The organism is Sphingobacterium sp. UBA2610 (genome assembly GCF_002339225.1).
GTDB lineage: Bacteria > Bacteroidota > Bacteroidia > Sphingobacteriales > Sphingobacteriaceae > Sphingobacterium > Sphingobacterium multivorum.
Window position 1 is genome coordinate 38,936 of sequence record NZ_DDKA01000015.1, and the last position, 14,672, is coordinate 53,607.

Below are 14,672 nucleotides of genomic sequence, written 5' to 3' on the forward strand. Positions count from 1 at the left end.
CAAGCTCGGCTTTGTTTTAGTGTTTATAGTTCAAATGTTGCACCGATTTTCGGCAATGACAATGAAATATCCTCATTTTGGAATTTATCCAAAGCTTGTTGTTTATCGATCGTTATTGGCGGAAATGAATCGTAATGGATACCAACTACCCGAGCACAATTCACAAACTCAGCCGCTTTAATTGCATCATCCACATCCATTGTATAGTGCCCACCTATAGGTAAAAATGCCCAATCCAGGTTCATGTCTGCCAGCAATTTCATTTCCATAGTCAGTGCGGTATCGCCGGCAAAATAAAATTTTTTGCCTTTTACATGGAAGACAAATCCCACAGGAAACCCGCCGTATTGACCATCAGGTGTACTATTGGTATGTGCAGCATACACCATCTTGACCGTGCCAAAAGGCAGTTGAACTGTTCCGCCCAAGTTGAATTCGATCACCTTATCGTCAGGTACGCCCTGTCTTCTCACCCAGCCTGCAGTTTCAACAATCGCTAAAACAGTGGCATCGCTGTTTTTTTGAATTGTCGCCATATCGGCCACATGGTCCTGATGTCCATGACTTAAAAAGATATAATCCGGTTTAATTGTATTTACATCGATTTCTTTTGCAAGTGGATTATAAGTAACAAATGGATCTAAAAGAACCTTCGTTCCGTCAAAATCAAACTCTACACAAGACTGTCCGTAATAAGTTGCTTTCATGATAATATCGCTATTGATTAAATAATCCGCCTAGTCCTCCTAGTCCACCCAACATATCTTTACTTGCTGCCTGCATTTCAGCCTGGCTGATATTCTCAGCTTGCGCAATTGCCTTATTCAGAGCAACCACAAGCAACTCCTCCAATTCTTCCTTATCTGCGTTTGATAAAAATACAGGATCGATGGTAACCTCTTTTATCTCTTTGTTTGCTGTCGCTACCACACGGATTAAACCACCTTCCACTTCACCAGACACAGAAATTGAATCCAATCTTTTCTTGATTTCCTCCGCCTTTTGCTGGGCTTGAAATAATTTGTCAAACATATTTATATCATTTATTTCAGGCCAATTTACAAAAATCTGCGCATACCTACTATTGCTAATTTACTTTCGCCAATGCTTCCCTTTTTTTCTGAAGGTTGTCTGATCTTATTGGCCAGAAAGAACCTTCAGTTCGCTTTCATTGCTCTTGGTGTCTGCGAAGTCAGGAAGGTTTTGTATTTTTGCAACATGCAAAGCAATCAAGAAAAACTAGTCGCCCATATTTTGGACCAGTTGGACCTAAATCCGGCAGCTATTCCAGCTGAAACCTACGACACATTAATTTCAGATCGCCCTCAACTTGTCGACATTGACGATATGATCTCCTATATCAAACGTATCGGGACTGATCTCGATGCCATTGATAAAACAGTTGAACTGGTTGAAAAAATTGAAGACGAAACAAGTATTCTTATCCATAAGCTTAAGTTTATTTCGGCTACTGACAGGCCCAAGGTATTGGTACTGGACCAAATACAGCCGCTTGAAATAAACCGTTCTGCCTATCTGCAGGAAGCCATAAAAATAGCCGGTGGTATTCCAGTTACAACAGAAAATGAAGCCGATAAAATCATTGTCATCGGTCAGGGAGAACAGACATTTATCCAAATTCCACAATTGTTGAATTCGGCAGCTATCGCATCATCCAAAGCTATCGAGCTCGATCAGGTCTTCATCATGACCAATAAACAATTTGCACAGATTCCCGGATATAATTATTTGAGAGAACTTGAATCTTTAGCCGAAATTCTTCAGCCAAAGTATTTTGTGTATGGTCATGAAGGAAACGATTGGCTACAATTTCAACTAAGCTAAAAAACCAAAAATATAGGTATAAAAAAACAGCTCCAGTAGAACGGGAGCTGTTTTTTTATACTTTAGAATTTTAGTTGTATCTTCTGCGTAGGACGTTGTATAATTTTTCAACGGTATGCGGTTTATCTGTCCATTTATTTTTAATCGCATAATTTGTCTGCAAAAATGCATCCGCTTCCGCATAGCTTGTAAATCTATTCAATAATTCGACAGCCTCACTATACGCTAAACTATACCCATTAAACAAATCCTTAATAAATAAGAGCTTATCATTTAAGCTTATTCCTGCTTTAATATCTGTGAGTTTATCGCTATGTCCAGATTGATTTACCTGATAAACACGGTTCTGCACGCCAGCTTGCTTCTGTTGAGAGATAATTTCATTTAAGGTCAATGGTCTCGCGGGAGCTTCTTCAATGACCGTATTGATTTCTTCCTGAATAAACACTTCTTGCGGCTGCTCAATTACGACTTCTTTTGGTTCTTCGATGACTTCTGTAACGAAGACAGTAGGTTCTTCAACTTGCGCTGTAACTTCCTTTTCTGCCTGATAAGCTAATTCCTCCACTGGAGCAGCCTCAAAAACCGGTGGCGTTGCAACAACTGGCGGAGCGACAGGTTCAGCAATTGCAGGGCTAGGCTCTCCCGATTGTATCGGTTCACTTTCAGAAACAAATGAGGTTTCTGGCTCTTCCAATTTTACAGGTTCACGTTCAGAAACAAATGGGACTTCGTTTTCCTCCACACTGGTTTCTTCATTTGCTACAATGGCTTCTTCATTTCCACGGTTGAAATCTTCAACTGGTTGAGCTTCTTGAATCTCGCTTTCAGTGGGTTCAGCAACAACTTGCTGCGCTGAAGATCTAAGGGTGGAAGGCGGTGTAAAATAGTCGTTGAAAGCAATCTTCTTACTGTCTAAGGCAGCAGTACTTAACGTATGCTGCGATTGAGCTCCCTGAAGAACGGCCTTGGTCTTAAGTAAAGTTATGTAGGCAGCCACAGCCTGTGCCTTCGCTTCTAGTGTTACTAATTCGTTAATTTCGGACAAGCTGCCCTGTTCCGACAAGGTCAGATACTGTCCATTTAAATCCTGTAATAAATCGCCTATCGTATTAAAAATTTCCTCTTTAGTACCCATAATTCTATTTGAAATCACCAATTAATTATTTATAACACTTATACCTGCAACCGATCAAAAAGTGGAAAACCCAATCCTTTGATTTAGAAATATTTGGATTTACGCCCAATTTTTGCTACCCAAATTTAATATTTAATTCTGATATTAGCGGTGTCAAAAACAGAATATAATGGGAGGTCATTTTACAAAAATCACCTTATTTGCGGACCTTCCGACAAAATTAAATTAATCAAATGCTTTTTTCCGAACATAATTTGGCTTTGCGCCCCGCACAATATGGTAGCATTGAAATTGTCTGTGGATCGATGTTCTCGGGCAAGACTGAAGAACTGATTCGCAGGCTAAAACGAGCACAATATGCACGTTTGAATGTCGAAATCTTTAAACCAGCGGTTGATAAGCGATATGATGAAAAGTTGGTCGTTTCTCACGATAGCAATAGCATCCCATCAACACCCGTTGATCATTCTTCAGCGATCCTACTCTTAAGTTCATCGACCCAAGTTGTCGGAATCGATGAAGCACAATTTTTTGATGACGGTTTGACAGAGGTATGTGTCAAATTGGCAAATAGTGGTATCTGGGTGATCGTTGCCGGTCTCGATATGGATTTTCAAGGGCAACCATTTGGTCCAATTCCCAATTTAATGGCAGTAGCCGAACACGTCACGAAGGTGCATGCGGTTTGCATGCAATGTGGCGCTCCAGCGAATTATTCCTACCGCCTGACCAAGGATACGGAAACCGTGCTTTTGGGTGAAAAAGAAGCTTATGAACCACGGTGTAGACCTTGTTATTTCGGCTTGAATAAGTAAATGATCCAAAAAGTTAACTAAAATCTGCCAAAAGGACCATAAACGCTATTTGGCATAGGATTTGAAATATACTTTATAAATAAGAAGATTAACGCTTTTAATAGCGACAAAATACTTTTCATAATTTAGGTTTATAATTGGTTAGTTAGCACCTCCTTGCCCATCAAGGGGGTGTTTTTTTGTTAAAAAAGAACGCTGTCCCCAGGTTACTGAGCACAGCGTTCTTTTTTCATGAACTCCTATAGGCAAGGCTTAAGGCTGAACACCGTAATTTATAACCTTACGGCCAATGTTACCTGTTTGATCCATTCCCTCGACGATGACCTTGTAATTTCCATTTCCATCGGCATTATAAAATTGAATGGCAGCTTCCCCCGTCTCTGTGATTGAGACTTTCGGATTCCAGTAAATGGTCGTTCTCAAATCGTTTACAGCCTTTCTTTCCGGCGTATCGTATTTTGGAACATAGAATTTGCGTTCTTTAATATAACCTAGAGGATACATATCGATCACATTTGATTTTGGCAACATGCTCTCAATTTCACTCAATGACATTCGCGGCTTCTTCGCTTCCACTTTTTTCGTATAAATGGACACAACACCATTATTTTGATACATTCTGGAGACTGTTCCCAATTCATCACGTAAGAAGATTTCGATTCCTTCGATATCCGCGACATTGATGCTGTTCAATCCAGGCTCATCAATAGCCATACCGTTCAGAAAGAACTGAACAGGCGTACGTCCCCCCGCATTATAATCGCGGGAAACATAATATTTCAATGTCTGCGGATCATAAGTAATGCCAGTCAATACCGTTTGAAGACACATGGTCAACACGTTACAACCGGTCAAACGCTCGGGTTCAATACGGTGTTCCGGCATGGATAAGCCCGAAATAGATGGAAAATCTTTATTGGTGATTGCTTTCTTCACTACGCCTGTCACTTCGACCTCATCCAGAAGGATCGATTTTCGATACTCTTTTCGGCTATTCGCCAAATAAGGAGCAAAAGCCTGGTCTATATTCGGCACAAAATAACTTTTATAGCCATTATTCTTATCGATCTCCGGGTAAAAGCTCTGATCCATATTAATAACCAGGCTCCGGTAATTGTCGTTAGAGCGGGCATTAACCGTTACTTTAGACGAGTCCGGGAACACAAGATCCTTAAAGGTGAATCGTCCATTCTGATCCGTATAAACGTCTTTCTTAATATTACGCGAAGGAACCGATAAAAGTAACCCTCCATTTGGATAAGGGCGTCCAGTATTCATCCGAAGTATACCGGATAATTCAATTCCTTGCTCGGGAAGAAAACTGATCTGTGGCAACTTCTCCGATATAAGTGTCGGGTAGTCAAATCGACGGTATCCCTGTGTCATTAATAGTGCATCCAGCGCTTTATCCCGATTGGGATTCTTTTCATCGAAATATGAATTTGGGTTTTCTACATTTCCTTTGAGGTCCGAAGTCAACAGAAAGTTGCTCACAATAGAGAGATCTGCCTGATCATTATAAGGAACTTTGGATTCGTCTATTACAGCGACTGAATAGCTTCCGGGGAACTTCTGCCCATTGTTGTCCACAGCAAGTTTAAGATTGACCAAGTCTTTAGCCTTATAGCTTTGCTTATCGCTGGTAACTTGAATATTTAAAAGCTTTTCACTTTGAACAAATGCCAAGCGTTCGCTGATAGGTTTTCCGTCCGGACTCAATAAGGTTACCTGAACAATACCATTTGGCAAACGCTCTTTCGGAATATTGACCAATGCAGACGAAGATTTTAAATTCACCTGTGCGCCAAAACAGAGATGGCCATTCGACTGAACCAAAACATAATAAGATTGCCCCGGGTTCTTTGAAAAATTCTCCTCGCTAGTTACCACGGCAAACTCCGCATTCGTGGCATCCTGTTTTACAAAAACAACATTTGCCTTGTCACTGACAACAGCCGGCAATTTGTATTTGCGCTCCTGTCCATTCTCAAACTTCACAACAGCTTGATAATTTTCTCCTGCGAGCGGCAGAAGAGAAAAATAGCCCATTCCAGTTCCAAAGTCTGCAAACTCCGCTACCGACTTGCCCTTTGAATCCAAAATACTACCTTTTACCTTTAGCCCCTTACCATCGGATCCAATGGCTTTAAATGCAACTTTTTTGGCCAATCCAGCGATAATATCACCCCCTTCAGGAAAGAATTGCACATCTGCATCCCACAAGGCATTTTTGAGCAAGAAGGAACTGGACAAAGGTTTTTCATTTTTATTTTCCTGAATGCTAATCTTCAGTTGTCCTTTCTCCAGATTTGCCTTTTCTTTTGCAGACAGGTTTATGATTACTTTCCCCAGCCCATCGGTCTCAGCTTTGCCCTTGTCGAAGGTTTCCCATCCCGACACAAACTCCCAATTGATTTTTGAATTGATCATCGGTTTTCCCGTACGATCGCGGAACTGTATGACAGCTTGGGTTTTATTACCACCAATGTTATTTTGAAATTCAATGTTCGTAATCAATTTCTTATTGATTACATCCCCGATTGGCACCACTTTGTTAAAAAAGTAAGCATTATCAAAGTTGGCCATCCATTTTGTGTAGGCCCTAAAGCGATAATTGTCCTGAGACATAAATTGAGGATCAAGTACAATCTGCCCATTTCCTACCCCTTTATCCAATGGAATTTTTAGTGTCTGAATCAGGGAATCGCGACTGTTCAGCACTTCCACGTAAGCTATTTTACTCGGCTCATATTCGGCCAAATTGCGGGATAAATAGGTTGAAAACCAGAGAGTATCCCCTACAGCATAATAAGGCTTGTCGAAATGTAAATGTACCTTTTCAACTGGGTAAACCTGAAAATATTTCTGAACTCGTTCTACGATTGTATTAATAGGCAATGTAGGTGTAGTCTGGGCATAAGTGGTCCCTATTCCTAACAGTCCTATCGATAAAGTCAATAGTTTTATGTGCTTCATTGAAAGTCTTAGAATAAAAAATGAATAGCTAAATATATTCAATTTTGAGCAAAGACCAACCGCATTGGGGTATTTTTAACATTTATTATACCTATTCATGGGACGATTTCCGACGCGCTAAAAGTAATTAGAGCAATGGAGCCAAAAGCCTACAGATAGAATCTACTCCTCTTTTCCAGCGGCTTCGCTGCATCCACTTTCGAATTGTAATCAGGTCTGAAACTTCGATATCAGCCAAAAATTGTGCATTAAGACGGTCGCAAAGCTCTTTATCCGATACAATTCCCGAGATTTCAAAGTTGATGTAAAAACTTCTGATATCCAAGTTTGTCGTACCGATATAGGCCAGCTTCCCATCAATGCAGATGGTTTTGGCATGCAGAAATCCCTTTGTATAGAGGTATACATTAACTCCTCTTTCCAGTAGTGGTTTTATAAATGAGAAGGAGGCATGCTGTACAAAAAACGAATCAGACTGGGCCGGCAACATCAAGTCCACACGGACACCGGAAGATACCGCGAGCATTAAAGCAGTCGTCAATTGATCGCTGGGAATAAAATAAGGTGTACACAACTGTACATATTCTTTTGCTTCGTTGATACCGGCAATAATTGCTTCCATATTGAAAGGCGCTGGCGATCCAGGATCACTGGCTGTAAATCCTACTCCACTCGCATCTTCATCGGTAAGAGGAAATCGGTTTAAATAACCGCGGCCCAATTCAAACGATTCCCCATCTGTCTGGTTCCAGCTGTTCCAAAACTGGATTTGCAACGTATTTACTGCTGCGCCGACAACCATCATCGCCGTATCCCGCCAGTAAATCTCATTTTTTCCGTTATTGATATACCGATCTGAAATATTGATTCCGCCGACAAAACCTATTTTCCCATCGATCACCGCTATCTTGCGGTGATTTCGGTAGTTGCTATTCGCCAAGGAACTAAAGGTTACTGGAAGAAAAGCTTGAAACACAAAATCGGGTTTATGCCGCCGTAAATATTTAATTACATCTGGAGCACCAAAACTATCCAATATCAGACGTACGGTGACCCCAGCTTTTGCTTTTTCTTCTAGAATATGTAAGATCTCCTGCCCTATTTCATCCATTTCCCAAATATAATATTCCATGTGAATGGAATGCTGCGCAGCTTTAAGACTATCAATAAGTACCGGAAACTTTTCTTCCCCATTGATAAACAGGGTGACATCGTTGTTGAGGGAAAAAGTAGAGATCTTTTGATTTTTAAGGTAGCGGTATACCATGGCCAAACTACCGATCCGCTCATTTAACGTATCAATATGTTCCTCCATAATTTCGGATTCCTTACGCCAGGCATCCAGTAGCTTTTTGGACTGCTCGCGATACACGCGTTTCATCCTTTTGACCTTCTTAAACTTCTGACCAAAGAAATAGTAACTGAGCAAACCGACGACAGGTAAGAAAACAATGACCATAATCCAGGCAATGGTCTTGGAAGGATTACGGTTTTCGATCAAAATCGTCCCGATTACACCAATATAAAGGATGAGTAAGGGAATCCAATAATATTCTAATGCAATCTGTAAAATATGATGAAGTACCTCCATATTGTGTGCTAAGGGTTTTACCAAATATAATACTTAGCATCGACATATTGTTTGTCGTTAAACACAGTTTATTGCACCATCGACATGAATGAATGGACTTAAATAAGGAATGTCTAAATTGGCACCCCGGAGTATAAACCAAATTCCCAATAAGAAATAGAGAAAGGGAACCCATTTCGAAAATCCGATTTTGAAAGATCTGGAGAAATTTCCCAGAAAAGAAAACGCAAACAAGAGCGGGATAGTTCCTAAGCCAAAACACAACATAAAAAAGAAACTTTGCTGTGGACTGTCTGCATTTATGGACGACATGAGTGCCATGTAGACCATACCACAGGGCAATAAGCCATTCAGTACGCCAGCAATAAAACTCCCCCCCGGTTTATAGAGCCATTTCGACAATAAGCGTACAACTGGCTGCACAGCCTTCGTCTGCCAGCTAGCGATTTTCCGATTATGCTTACCAATAAGCTGGAATAAAGCAATTCCGATCAGAATAATACCTGTGGCCCAGCTCAAACTTCGCTGCCAACCTTGAATCTGCGCAAATGTTCCGATCGTACCGAGTAAAAGTCCTAAACAACCATAAGTCAGTACCCTTCCGGATTGATACAGTATTTTATTAAAAAAAACGTTCCAACCAAAACCCTGCCTTCCTTCAATAGCAAAAATTAATGGACCACACATGACCGCACAATGTATGCTTCCAAACAATCCCATGAAAAATGCAAAATAGGTATAGCTCATTTCGTTAAACTAAAATAAAATATGCTCTTCAAACAAAAAATCTTTACCTACACTCTTCCAGTCAATATACAAATTCCACATTCCTTTATCGAAAGTGGAAATGGGCAGTGTATATAAATTACTGGTTGTCTGAAATGGTAATTCTTTATCCAATCGATTATCCGAAGGTTTTCGAAACAGCAGTTTCCCTTTATTTTCTTTGGAAACAAAATGAATATACAAGGTATCTTGCCTGATTTCTATTGTCGGTGATTCCTTCATCATCAATACATTTTGCTTTTTTTCGTAAGCTTGATCATAATTCAGCCCCTGTTCATAGTAGTCATCTTCTTCCAGACTATCCGAATCATGACTCACCATATATATTCCAGCTCCGACTATACACAACATAAATACCGCCAAGGTTAAAAAAATCTTTGTACCCCAATTCATTGTTTTTCATTTTAATTCATACCCGGAGGCGCAATAAAAGTGGTTTTTAAACTTTCCACTTTCTTATCTCCCGAATAGATAGCTAATTTTACATTACTTTTATAGGTCTCAACATCCTTATTCGCGATAATTAGAAAAAAGCTCAGTGTCGCATGCCCATCTTTACTCAATTTTTGAATAGGATTGACCAGTTGAATCGTTAAACGCGGATCATCACAGACCAATTTAAAAGGCATTTCTTTACCAGACTTATTAATCAATTCCAAAGAATACAGGTTGCTTATTGTCTTATCATCACGAAGCTGGTAGGTGCTTCCCTTTGCCCGAAGCAATCTTCCATCCACCTGAGAACGATTGAACAACAGAAAACTAAAGACCGACATTAATGCAATCAACACGATAGAATAGGCTATTGCCCTCGTATTGCTTTTTTTCTTCAGTGTTCCTTCAATCTCACCCATTGGATAAAAGCCAATTAACTTTTTAGGCTTTCCAATTTTGTCCATGACAGTATCACAGGCATCAATACAGGCCGTACAACTTACACATTCTAATTGCAGACCATTTCGAATATCAATTCCTGTGGGGCATACATGTACACAGAGTTTGCAGTCTACACAATCTCCATGTGTCGTCGTTGCATCCTTTTGCTGTTTTCCTCTTGGCTCTCCACGTCGATGATCATAGGCGACAGTGATACTTTGGTCATCGAGGAGTACGCCCTGCAATCTGCCATAAGGGCAAATTGCAATACATACAATCTCCCTGACGTACGCAAACACACCATAGAAAACCAATGTAAAGATGATTATTGATATCAATCCACCTATATGTTGGTCCAATGGATCAGTGACGATCTTCATCAGTGCATCAACACCGATGATATAAGACAAAAAGATATTTGAAATGAAAAATGATATGATCAGGAATATACCATGTTTCAAAAACTTTTTCAATTGTTTTTGATCCGTATTGGGTCCAGCATCCAATTTCTTTTGTTGTTGCCAATCACCTTCGATCCAATATTCAATTCGTCTAAATATTAATTCCAAAAAAATGGTCTGGGGGCAAGTCCATCCGCACCATACCCGTCCAAAGACAACAGTAAACAAAACCACACATACCATCACGATTAACATGCCGAATACGAATATGTAGAGATCCTGTGGATAGAACAGATTTCCTAAGATGGAAAACTTTCGCTCAATAATGTTGAACATGAGAAACGGTTCACCATTTATTTTGATAAAAGGAACTACAAACAAGAACAGCAGTAGTGAATACCCAACCCACTGTCTCTTTTTGTAAAGCTCTCCCTGCGGTTTTTTGGCATAAATCCATTGTCTTTTTTTTGACTTAGATCCACCGTTATTGGCGTTATTCACGACTACTGTACTCATTGCTATTTCAATTTACTACTCTGCTTTTTTTTCTGTTTCAGCCTGATCGGCTTTGCTCTCATCCGCCGCCTTCTCTCCACTTGCAGCCTGGCCACCACCATAGGTTACCTCTTCACCTTGCGGAGCTTTTGGATTAGCAGGGTGTGTATCCCTTAAGGTGATAATATAACTGGCAACCTGTGCGATTTGTGCAGGACTTAACGTTTGTTCCCATGGCACCATTCCTTTATCAGGAACACCATACTTAATGGTTTTGAAGATATCTTTAATCTCGCCACCATGAAGCCAAAACTTATCGGTCAAGTTAGGTCCGATGCCTCCCTCGCCACTACCACCGTGACAAGCGACACAGTTTGCGGTAAAGATCGCTTTTCCATCAGCTGCCATTTCCGGCTGAAACTCCACGCTACTTTCGTCTACATTGCTCGCAGAAGCAGTAAGATAAGCCTGACGCTCTTTCTCGGCAACGACCATCTCATGTTCATACTCCTGGTCCTGGTTCATTCCGATGCCCGACACCTGATAAACAAATAAGTAAACAAGGCCGAAAAAAATCGTTCCATAAAAAAGGAAATTAAACCAGATCGGAATCGGATTATCCAATTCGCGGATACCATCATACTCATGGTCTATAACAATATCCTTTTCTTCTGAAATCGGTCTGATCCCCATGATCTTGTTCCACGACCTTTTCATCCAGCCCTTATTCGCCGCCTTTTTGAGTTTTTCCTCCTTGGCCAATTCAGGCATGGTAATCTTAATGATGGATTTCATCGCGCGATTGACCATCAATGCCGAAGCAAGAAGAGCCAGCATCACAACGATCAATACAACAATTAAGATATCTGTGTATAAATTATCTGTACCGAATCCTATCGTAGATTGAACAACTTCTGCGGTAGCTGGTGCAGTATCCAATAATAAACTCATATATTATAGACTATCAGGTGAATGATTCAGTTCCTTTTCTGTTTCATCTTCTTCCAAAGGCAATTCCTTCATATAGGTAACATAGTCTTTTTTCATTCGAAACAACATGATTGCTACTGAAATGAAGAACACCAAGAAGATCCAAAGTGATGCAATTAGATAAAGCTCACTGCCGTTTAGATTTGTTATTTGCTTAAACATGGCTTTATTGATTTGCGTTAACATTATCAGCTACTTTTGGAGCTGCTTTTATATCTGTTCCTAATCGCTGTAAGTAGGCAATTACAGCTACAATCTCACGGTCAGCTAACACATTCACTTGATTTTGTTTTAGATCATCAGCAATTTTTTGTGCCTGTTTGGTAAGATCCTGCTCAGCATGTTCAATTTCCGCATCGGTATAGGGAATTCCCAATTTCCGTAACGCTTTCATTTTATCTTTCAGAATAGAATTATCTAGCTTCTGATCGATCAACCAAGGATATGTTGGCATAATACTTCCTGGCGAGGTAATCGTCGGATCCAACAGGTGATCAAAGTGCCATTTATTTGGGTATTTTCCACCGATGCGATGCAGATCTGGTCCCGTCCGCTTCGAACCCCATAAAAACGGTGTATCGTAAACAAACTCTCCCGCCTTGCTATACTCTCCGTAACGTGCGGTTTCGGATCTAAATGGACGAATAGTTTGCGTGTGACAGTTTACACAACCTTCTCTTACGTAGAGATCCCTTCCCTGAAGTTCCAATGCTGTATAAGGTTTTACACTCGCAATCGTTGGAACGTTTTTAGAAATTGTAAAAGTCGGCACCATTTCCACCATACCCCCAATGAGGATGGCAATAAGAGCCAGTACCATAAATAAAATTGGCTTACGTTCAAGGCGACGGTGTTGAGACTGTTCGTTTACTTGAACCGGCAATAATGCAGGAGCTTCTGCAGGCTCATTGGCCAAAAGCTTCCCTTTTTGCATGGTTTTGATCAAGTTGAACGTCATCAGGAACACGCCCGATAGATAAAGTGCACCACCTAATGCACGCATCATGTGCATTGGCAAAATTTCCAATGTTGTCGCAAGGAAGTTGGGATATTTCAAAACCCCTTCCGGTGTAAATTCTTTCCACATCAAGCCTTGTACTACAGCTGCCCAATACATCGGGATCGCATAGAACAAAATACCCAAGGTACCTATCCAAAAGTGCGTTGATGCCAATTTTTTAGAATATAACTCCGTTTTATATATACGTGGTATCAACCAGTACAGAATACCGAATGTCATAAAGCCGTTCCATCCCAATGCACCTACGTGTACGTGTGCCACGATCCAGTCGGTAAAGTGAGCAATTGCATTCACCTGCTTTAAAGATAGCATAGGGCCTTCGAAAGTCGCCATACCATAACAAGTAAGGGCCACGACCATGAATTTTAACATAGGCTCTGTCCGTACCTTATCCCAGGCACCACGTAAGGTCAACAAGCCATTGATCATACCGCCCCAGCTCGGAGCAATCAACATAATGGAGAATACAACCCCTAAAGACTGTACCCAACCAGGTAGCGCCGTATAGAGCAAATGGTGAGGACCTGCCCAGATATAAATAAAGATTAAAGACCAAAAGTGAAGAATACTTAACTTGTAAGAGTAAACTGGACGGTTGGCCATCTTAGGAAGGAAATAATACATCATTCCCAAATAAGGGGTTGTCAAGAAAAAAGCAACTGCATTGTGACCATACCACCATTGTACCAGTGCATCCTGCACGCCCTTGTAGACATAATAGCTTTTCCAGCCAGCTACAGGCAATTGGATGGAGTTAACAATATGCAATACGGCTACTGTAACAAATGTGGCAATATAGAACCAAACTGCGACATACATATGACGTTCGCGTCGTTTGATAATAGTACCGAACATATTGATTCCAAATACCACCCAAATGAAGGTAATTGCGATATCAATAGGCCACTCCATTTCGGCATACTCATGGCTTGAAGTAAGACCGAGTGGTAAAGTAATAGCCGAGGCAACAATAATTAATTGCCAACCCCAAAAATGGAGTTTGCTCAAAGCATCACTAAACATTCTTGCTTTAAGCACCCGCTGTAAGGAGTAATACACTCCCATAAAAATACCATTACCTACGAAAGCAAAAATCACCGCATTGGTATGCACAGGACGTACACGGCCAAATGTAGTAAATTGCAATCCGAAGTTCATTTGGGGCCAAACAAGCTGCGTCGCCACAAGCAATCCTATGGTCATACCAACTATTCCCCAAATAATGGTAGCGATTCCGAAATTCCTGACAATCTTGTTGTCGTAATTAAATTGCTCTAACTGCATTACTTAAATTGTTGATTCTGGTTCAAAAGTAAGCAGCAATTTATGACAATTTAATGATGGGGAATGCGTACAAAAGTGATGTACGTCACTTTTGTATTACCGCATTACAATGCTTAGTTACTAATTTCGGCTACTGGTTCTAAATGACTTAGCGAAAATTGAGATCCTGAAAGGTACTTTTCACCAGTAGATCTGAAATCAAAAGTGACCATAATCACATTTCCCGCCGTACAATACGCGATAACACACCAAATCTCATCACAGTGGCAGACCTTGATCTTTCAATGTGTCACACTATCCAACTGTAACCAGCGAGCCAAAGCCTTTTCGGAAAGGAGCAGTAGGAGGTGGCTTGAATAGGGACAGTAGAGGCTCTAGGACAGCGCCAGTCGGGGAAGTACGGAAGATATGCAATAGCATTGTACAGGGAAGTACGGAGGATATGCAATAGCAT

The 14,672-nt window shown here is 40.6% G+C and carries 13 protein-coding genes; 2 read left to right on the forward strand and 11 right to left on the reverse strand.

The window, feature by feature from the left end; all coding sequences use genetic code 11:
* Positions 1-23 precede the first annotated feature (23 nt).
* Together B4Z47_RS10575 and B4Z47_RS10580 are read right to left on the reverse strand one after the other, a co-directional pair.
* The gene (locus B4Z47_RS10575; RefSeq protein ID WP_286727313.1) at positions 24-707 is read right to left on the reverse strand and encodes a metal-dependent hydrolase; all 684 of its coding nucleotides are present in this window, start codon (positions 705-707) and stop codon (positions 24-26) included.
* 10 nt (positions 708-717) lie between these two features.
* Positions 718-1,032 carry a YbaB/EbfC family nucleoid-associated protein gene (locus B4Z47_RS10580; RefSeq protein WP_046671896.1) on the reverse strand — a complete coding sequence of 105 codons (315 nt, stop codon included), beginning with the start codon at positions 1,030-1,032 and terminating at the stop codon, positions 718-720.
* Positions 1,033-1,218: 186 nt separating this feature from the next.
* On the opposite strand from B4Z47_RS10580, the gene B4Z47_RS10585 reads away from it, so the two are divergent.
* Positions 1,219-1,845, forward strand: coding sequence for a hypothetical protein (locus B4Z47_RS10585; RefSeq protein WP_139145107.1), 627 nt, complete (start codon positions 1,219-1,221; stop codon positions 1,843-1,845).
* Positions 1,846-1,915: 70 nt separating this feature from the next.
* Here the strand turns inward: B4Z47_RS10585 and B4Z47_RS10590 are convergent, their stop codons facing one another.
* The gene (locus B4Z47_RS10590) at positions 1,916-2,983 is read right to left on the reverse strand and encodes a hypothetical protein (protein WP_070570436.1); all 1,068 of its coding nucleotides are present in this window, start codon (positions 2,981-2,983) and stop codon (positions 1,916-1,918) included.
* A 233-nt stretch (positions 2,984-3,216) separates the two neighbouring features.
* On the opposite strand from B4Z47_RS10590, the gene B4Z47_RS10595 reads away from it, so the two are divergent.
* Positions 3,217-3,798: a thymidine kinase gene (locus tag B4Z47_RS10595; RefSeq protein ID WP_070570435.1), complete on the forward strand. Its 582-nt coding sequence runs from the start codon at positions 3,217-3,219 to the stop codon at positions 3,796-3,798.
* 252 nt (positions 3,799-4,050) lie between these two features.
* Here B4Z47_RS10595 and B4Z47_RS10600 read toward each other — a convergent pair whose 3' ends face one another.
* From B4Z47_RS10600 to ccoN, 8 genes are all read right to left on the reverse strand, one after another.
* On the reverse strand, positions 4,051-6,774 hold the full coding sequence (locus tag B4Z47_RS10600; RefSeq protein WP_201639490.1) for a carboxypeptidase regulatory-like domain-containing protein: 2,724 nt from the start codon (positions 6,772-6,774) through the stop codon (positions 4,051-4,053).
* 127 nt (positions 6,775-6,901) lie between these two features.
* Positions 6,902-8,365, reverse strand: coding sequence for a cardiolipin synthase (gene cls, locus B4Z47_RS10605; RefSeq protein ID WP_070570431.1), 1,464 nt, complete (start codon positions 8,363-8,365; stop codon positions 6,902-6,904).
* Between the two features lie 57 nt (positions 8,366-8,422).
* Positions 8,423-9,112, reverse strand: coding sequence for a sulfite exporter TauE/SafE family protein (locus B4Z47_RS10610; protein ID WP_115047675.1), 690 nt, complete (start codon positions 9,110-9,112; stop codon positions 8,423-8,425).
* Between the two features lie 9 nt (positions 9,113-9,121).
* Positions 9,122-9,544 carry a FixH family protein gene (locus B4Z47_RS10615; RefSeq protein ID WP_070570427.1) on the reverse strand — a complete coding sequence of 141 codons (423 nt, stop codon included), beginning with the start codon at positions 9,542-9,544 and terminating at the stop codon, positions 9,122-9,124.
* A gap of 11 nt (positions 9,545-9,555) precedes the next feature.
* Positions 9,556-10,944, reverse strand: coding sequence for a cytochrome c oxidase accessory protein CcoG (gene ccoG / locus B4Z47_RS10620; RefSeq protein WP_070570425.1), 1,389 nt, complete (start codon positions 10,942-10,944; stop codon positions 9,556-9,558).
* A 15-nt stretch (positions 10,945-10,959) separates the two neighbouring features.
* Positions 10,960-11,874: a cbb3-type cytochrome c oxidase N-terminal domain-containing protein gene (locus B4Z47_RS10625; RefSeq protein WP_070570423.1), complete on the reverse strand. Its 915-nt coding sequence runs from the start codon at positions 11,872-11,874 to the stop codon at positions 10,960-10,962.
* A 3-nt stretch (positions 11,875-11,877) separates the two neighbouring features.
* Positions 11,878-12,075, reverse strand: coding sequence for a hypothetical protein (locus B4Z47_RS10630; RefSeq protein ID WP_201639492.1), 198 nt, complete (start codon positions 12,073-12,075; stop codon positions 11,878-11,880).
* Between the two features lie 4 nt (positions 12,076-12,079).
* A complete protein-coding gene (gene ccoN, locus B4Z47_RS10635; RefSeq protein ID WP_070570421.1) occupies positions 12,080-14,218 on the reverse strand; it encodes a cytochrome-c oxidase, cbb3-type subunit I in 2,139 nt (712 codons plus the stop codon).
* Positions 14,219-14,672 lie beyond the last annotated feature (454 nt).

Excerpts from the sequence above, each read along its gene's own strand:
- B4Z47_RS10630 (WP_201639492.1), bottom strand. The coding sequence starts at position 12,075 with ATGTTTAAGCAAATAACAAATCTAAACGGCAGTGAGCTTTATCTAATT.
- B4Z47_RS10585 (WP_139145107.1), top strand. The coding sequence starts at position 1,219 with ATGCAAAGCAATCAAGAAAAACTAGTCGCCCATATTTTGGACCAGTTG.
- B4Z47_RS10575 (WP_286727313.1), bottom strand. The coding sequence starts at position 707 with ATGAAAGCAACTTATTACGGACAGTCTTGTGTAGAGTTTGATTTTGAC.
- B4Z47_RS10625 (WP_070570423.1), bottom strand. The coding sequence starts at position 11,874 with ATGAGTTTATTATTGGATACTGCACCAGCTACCGCAGAAGTTGTTCAA.
- B4Z47_RS10610 (WP_115047675.1), bottom strand. The coding sequence starts at position 9,112 with ATGAGCTATACCTATTTTGCATTTTTCATGGGATTGTTTGGAAGCATA.
- B4Z47_RS10595 (WP_070570435.1), top strand. The coding sequence starts at position 3,217 with ATGCTTTTTTCCGAACATAATTTGGCTTTGCGCCCCGCACAATATGGT.
- cls (WP_070570431.1), bottom strand. The coding sequence starts at position 8,365 with ATGGAGGTACTTCATCATATTTTACAGATTGCATTAGAATATTATTGG.
- B4Z47_RS10615 (WP_070570427.1), bottom strand. The coding sequence starts at position 9,544 with ATGAATTGGGGTACAAAGATTTTTTTAACCTTGGCGGTATTTATGTTG.
- ccoG (WP_070570425.1), bottom strand. The coding sequence starts at position 10,944 with ATGAGTACAGTAGTCGTGAATAACGCCAATAACGGTGGATCTAAGTCA.
- B4Z47_RS10600 (WP_201639490.1), bottom strand. The coding sequence starts at position 6,774 with ATGAAGCACATAAAACTATTGACTTTATCGATAGGACTGTTAGGAATA.
- ccoN (WP_070570421.1), bottom strand. The coding sequence starts at position 14,218 with ATGCAGTTAGAGCAATTTAATTACGACAACAAGATTGTCAGGAATTTC.
- B4Z47_RS10580 (WP_046671896.1), bottom strand. The coding sequence starts at position 1,032 with ATGTTTGACAAATTATTTCAAGCCCAGCAAAAGGCGGAGGAAATCAAG.
- B4Z47_RS10590 (WP_070570436.1), bottom strand. The coding sequence starts at position 2,983 with ATGGGTACTAAAGAGGAAATTTTTAATACGATAGGCGATTTATTACAG.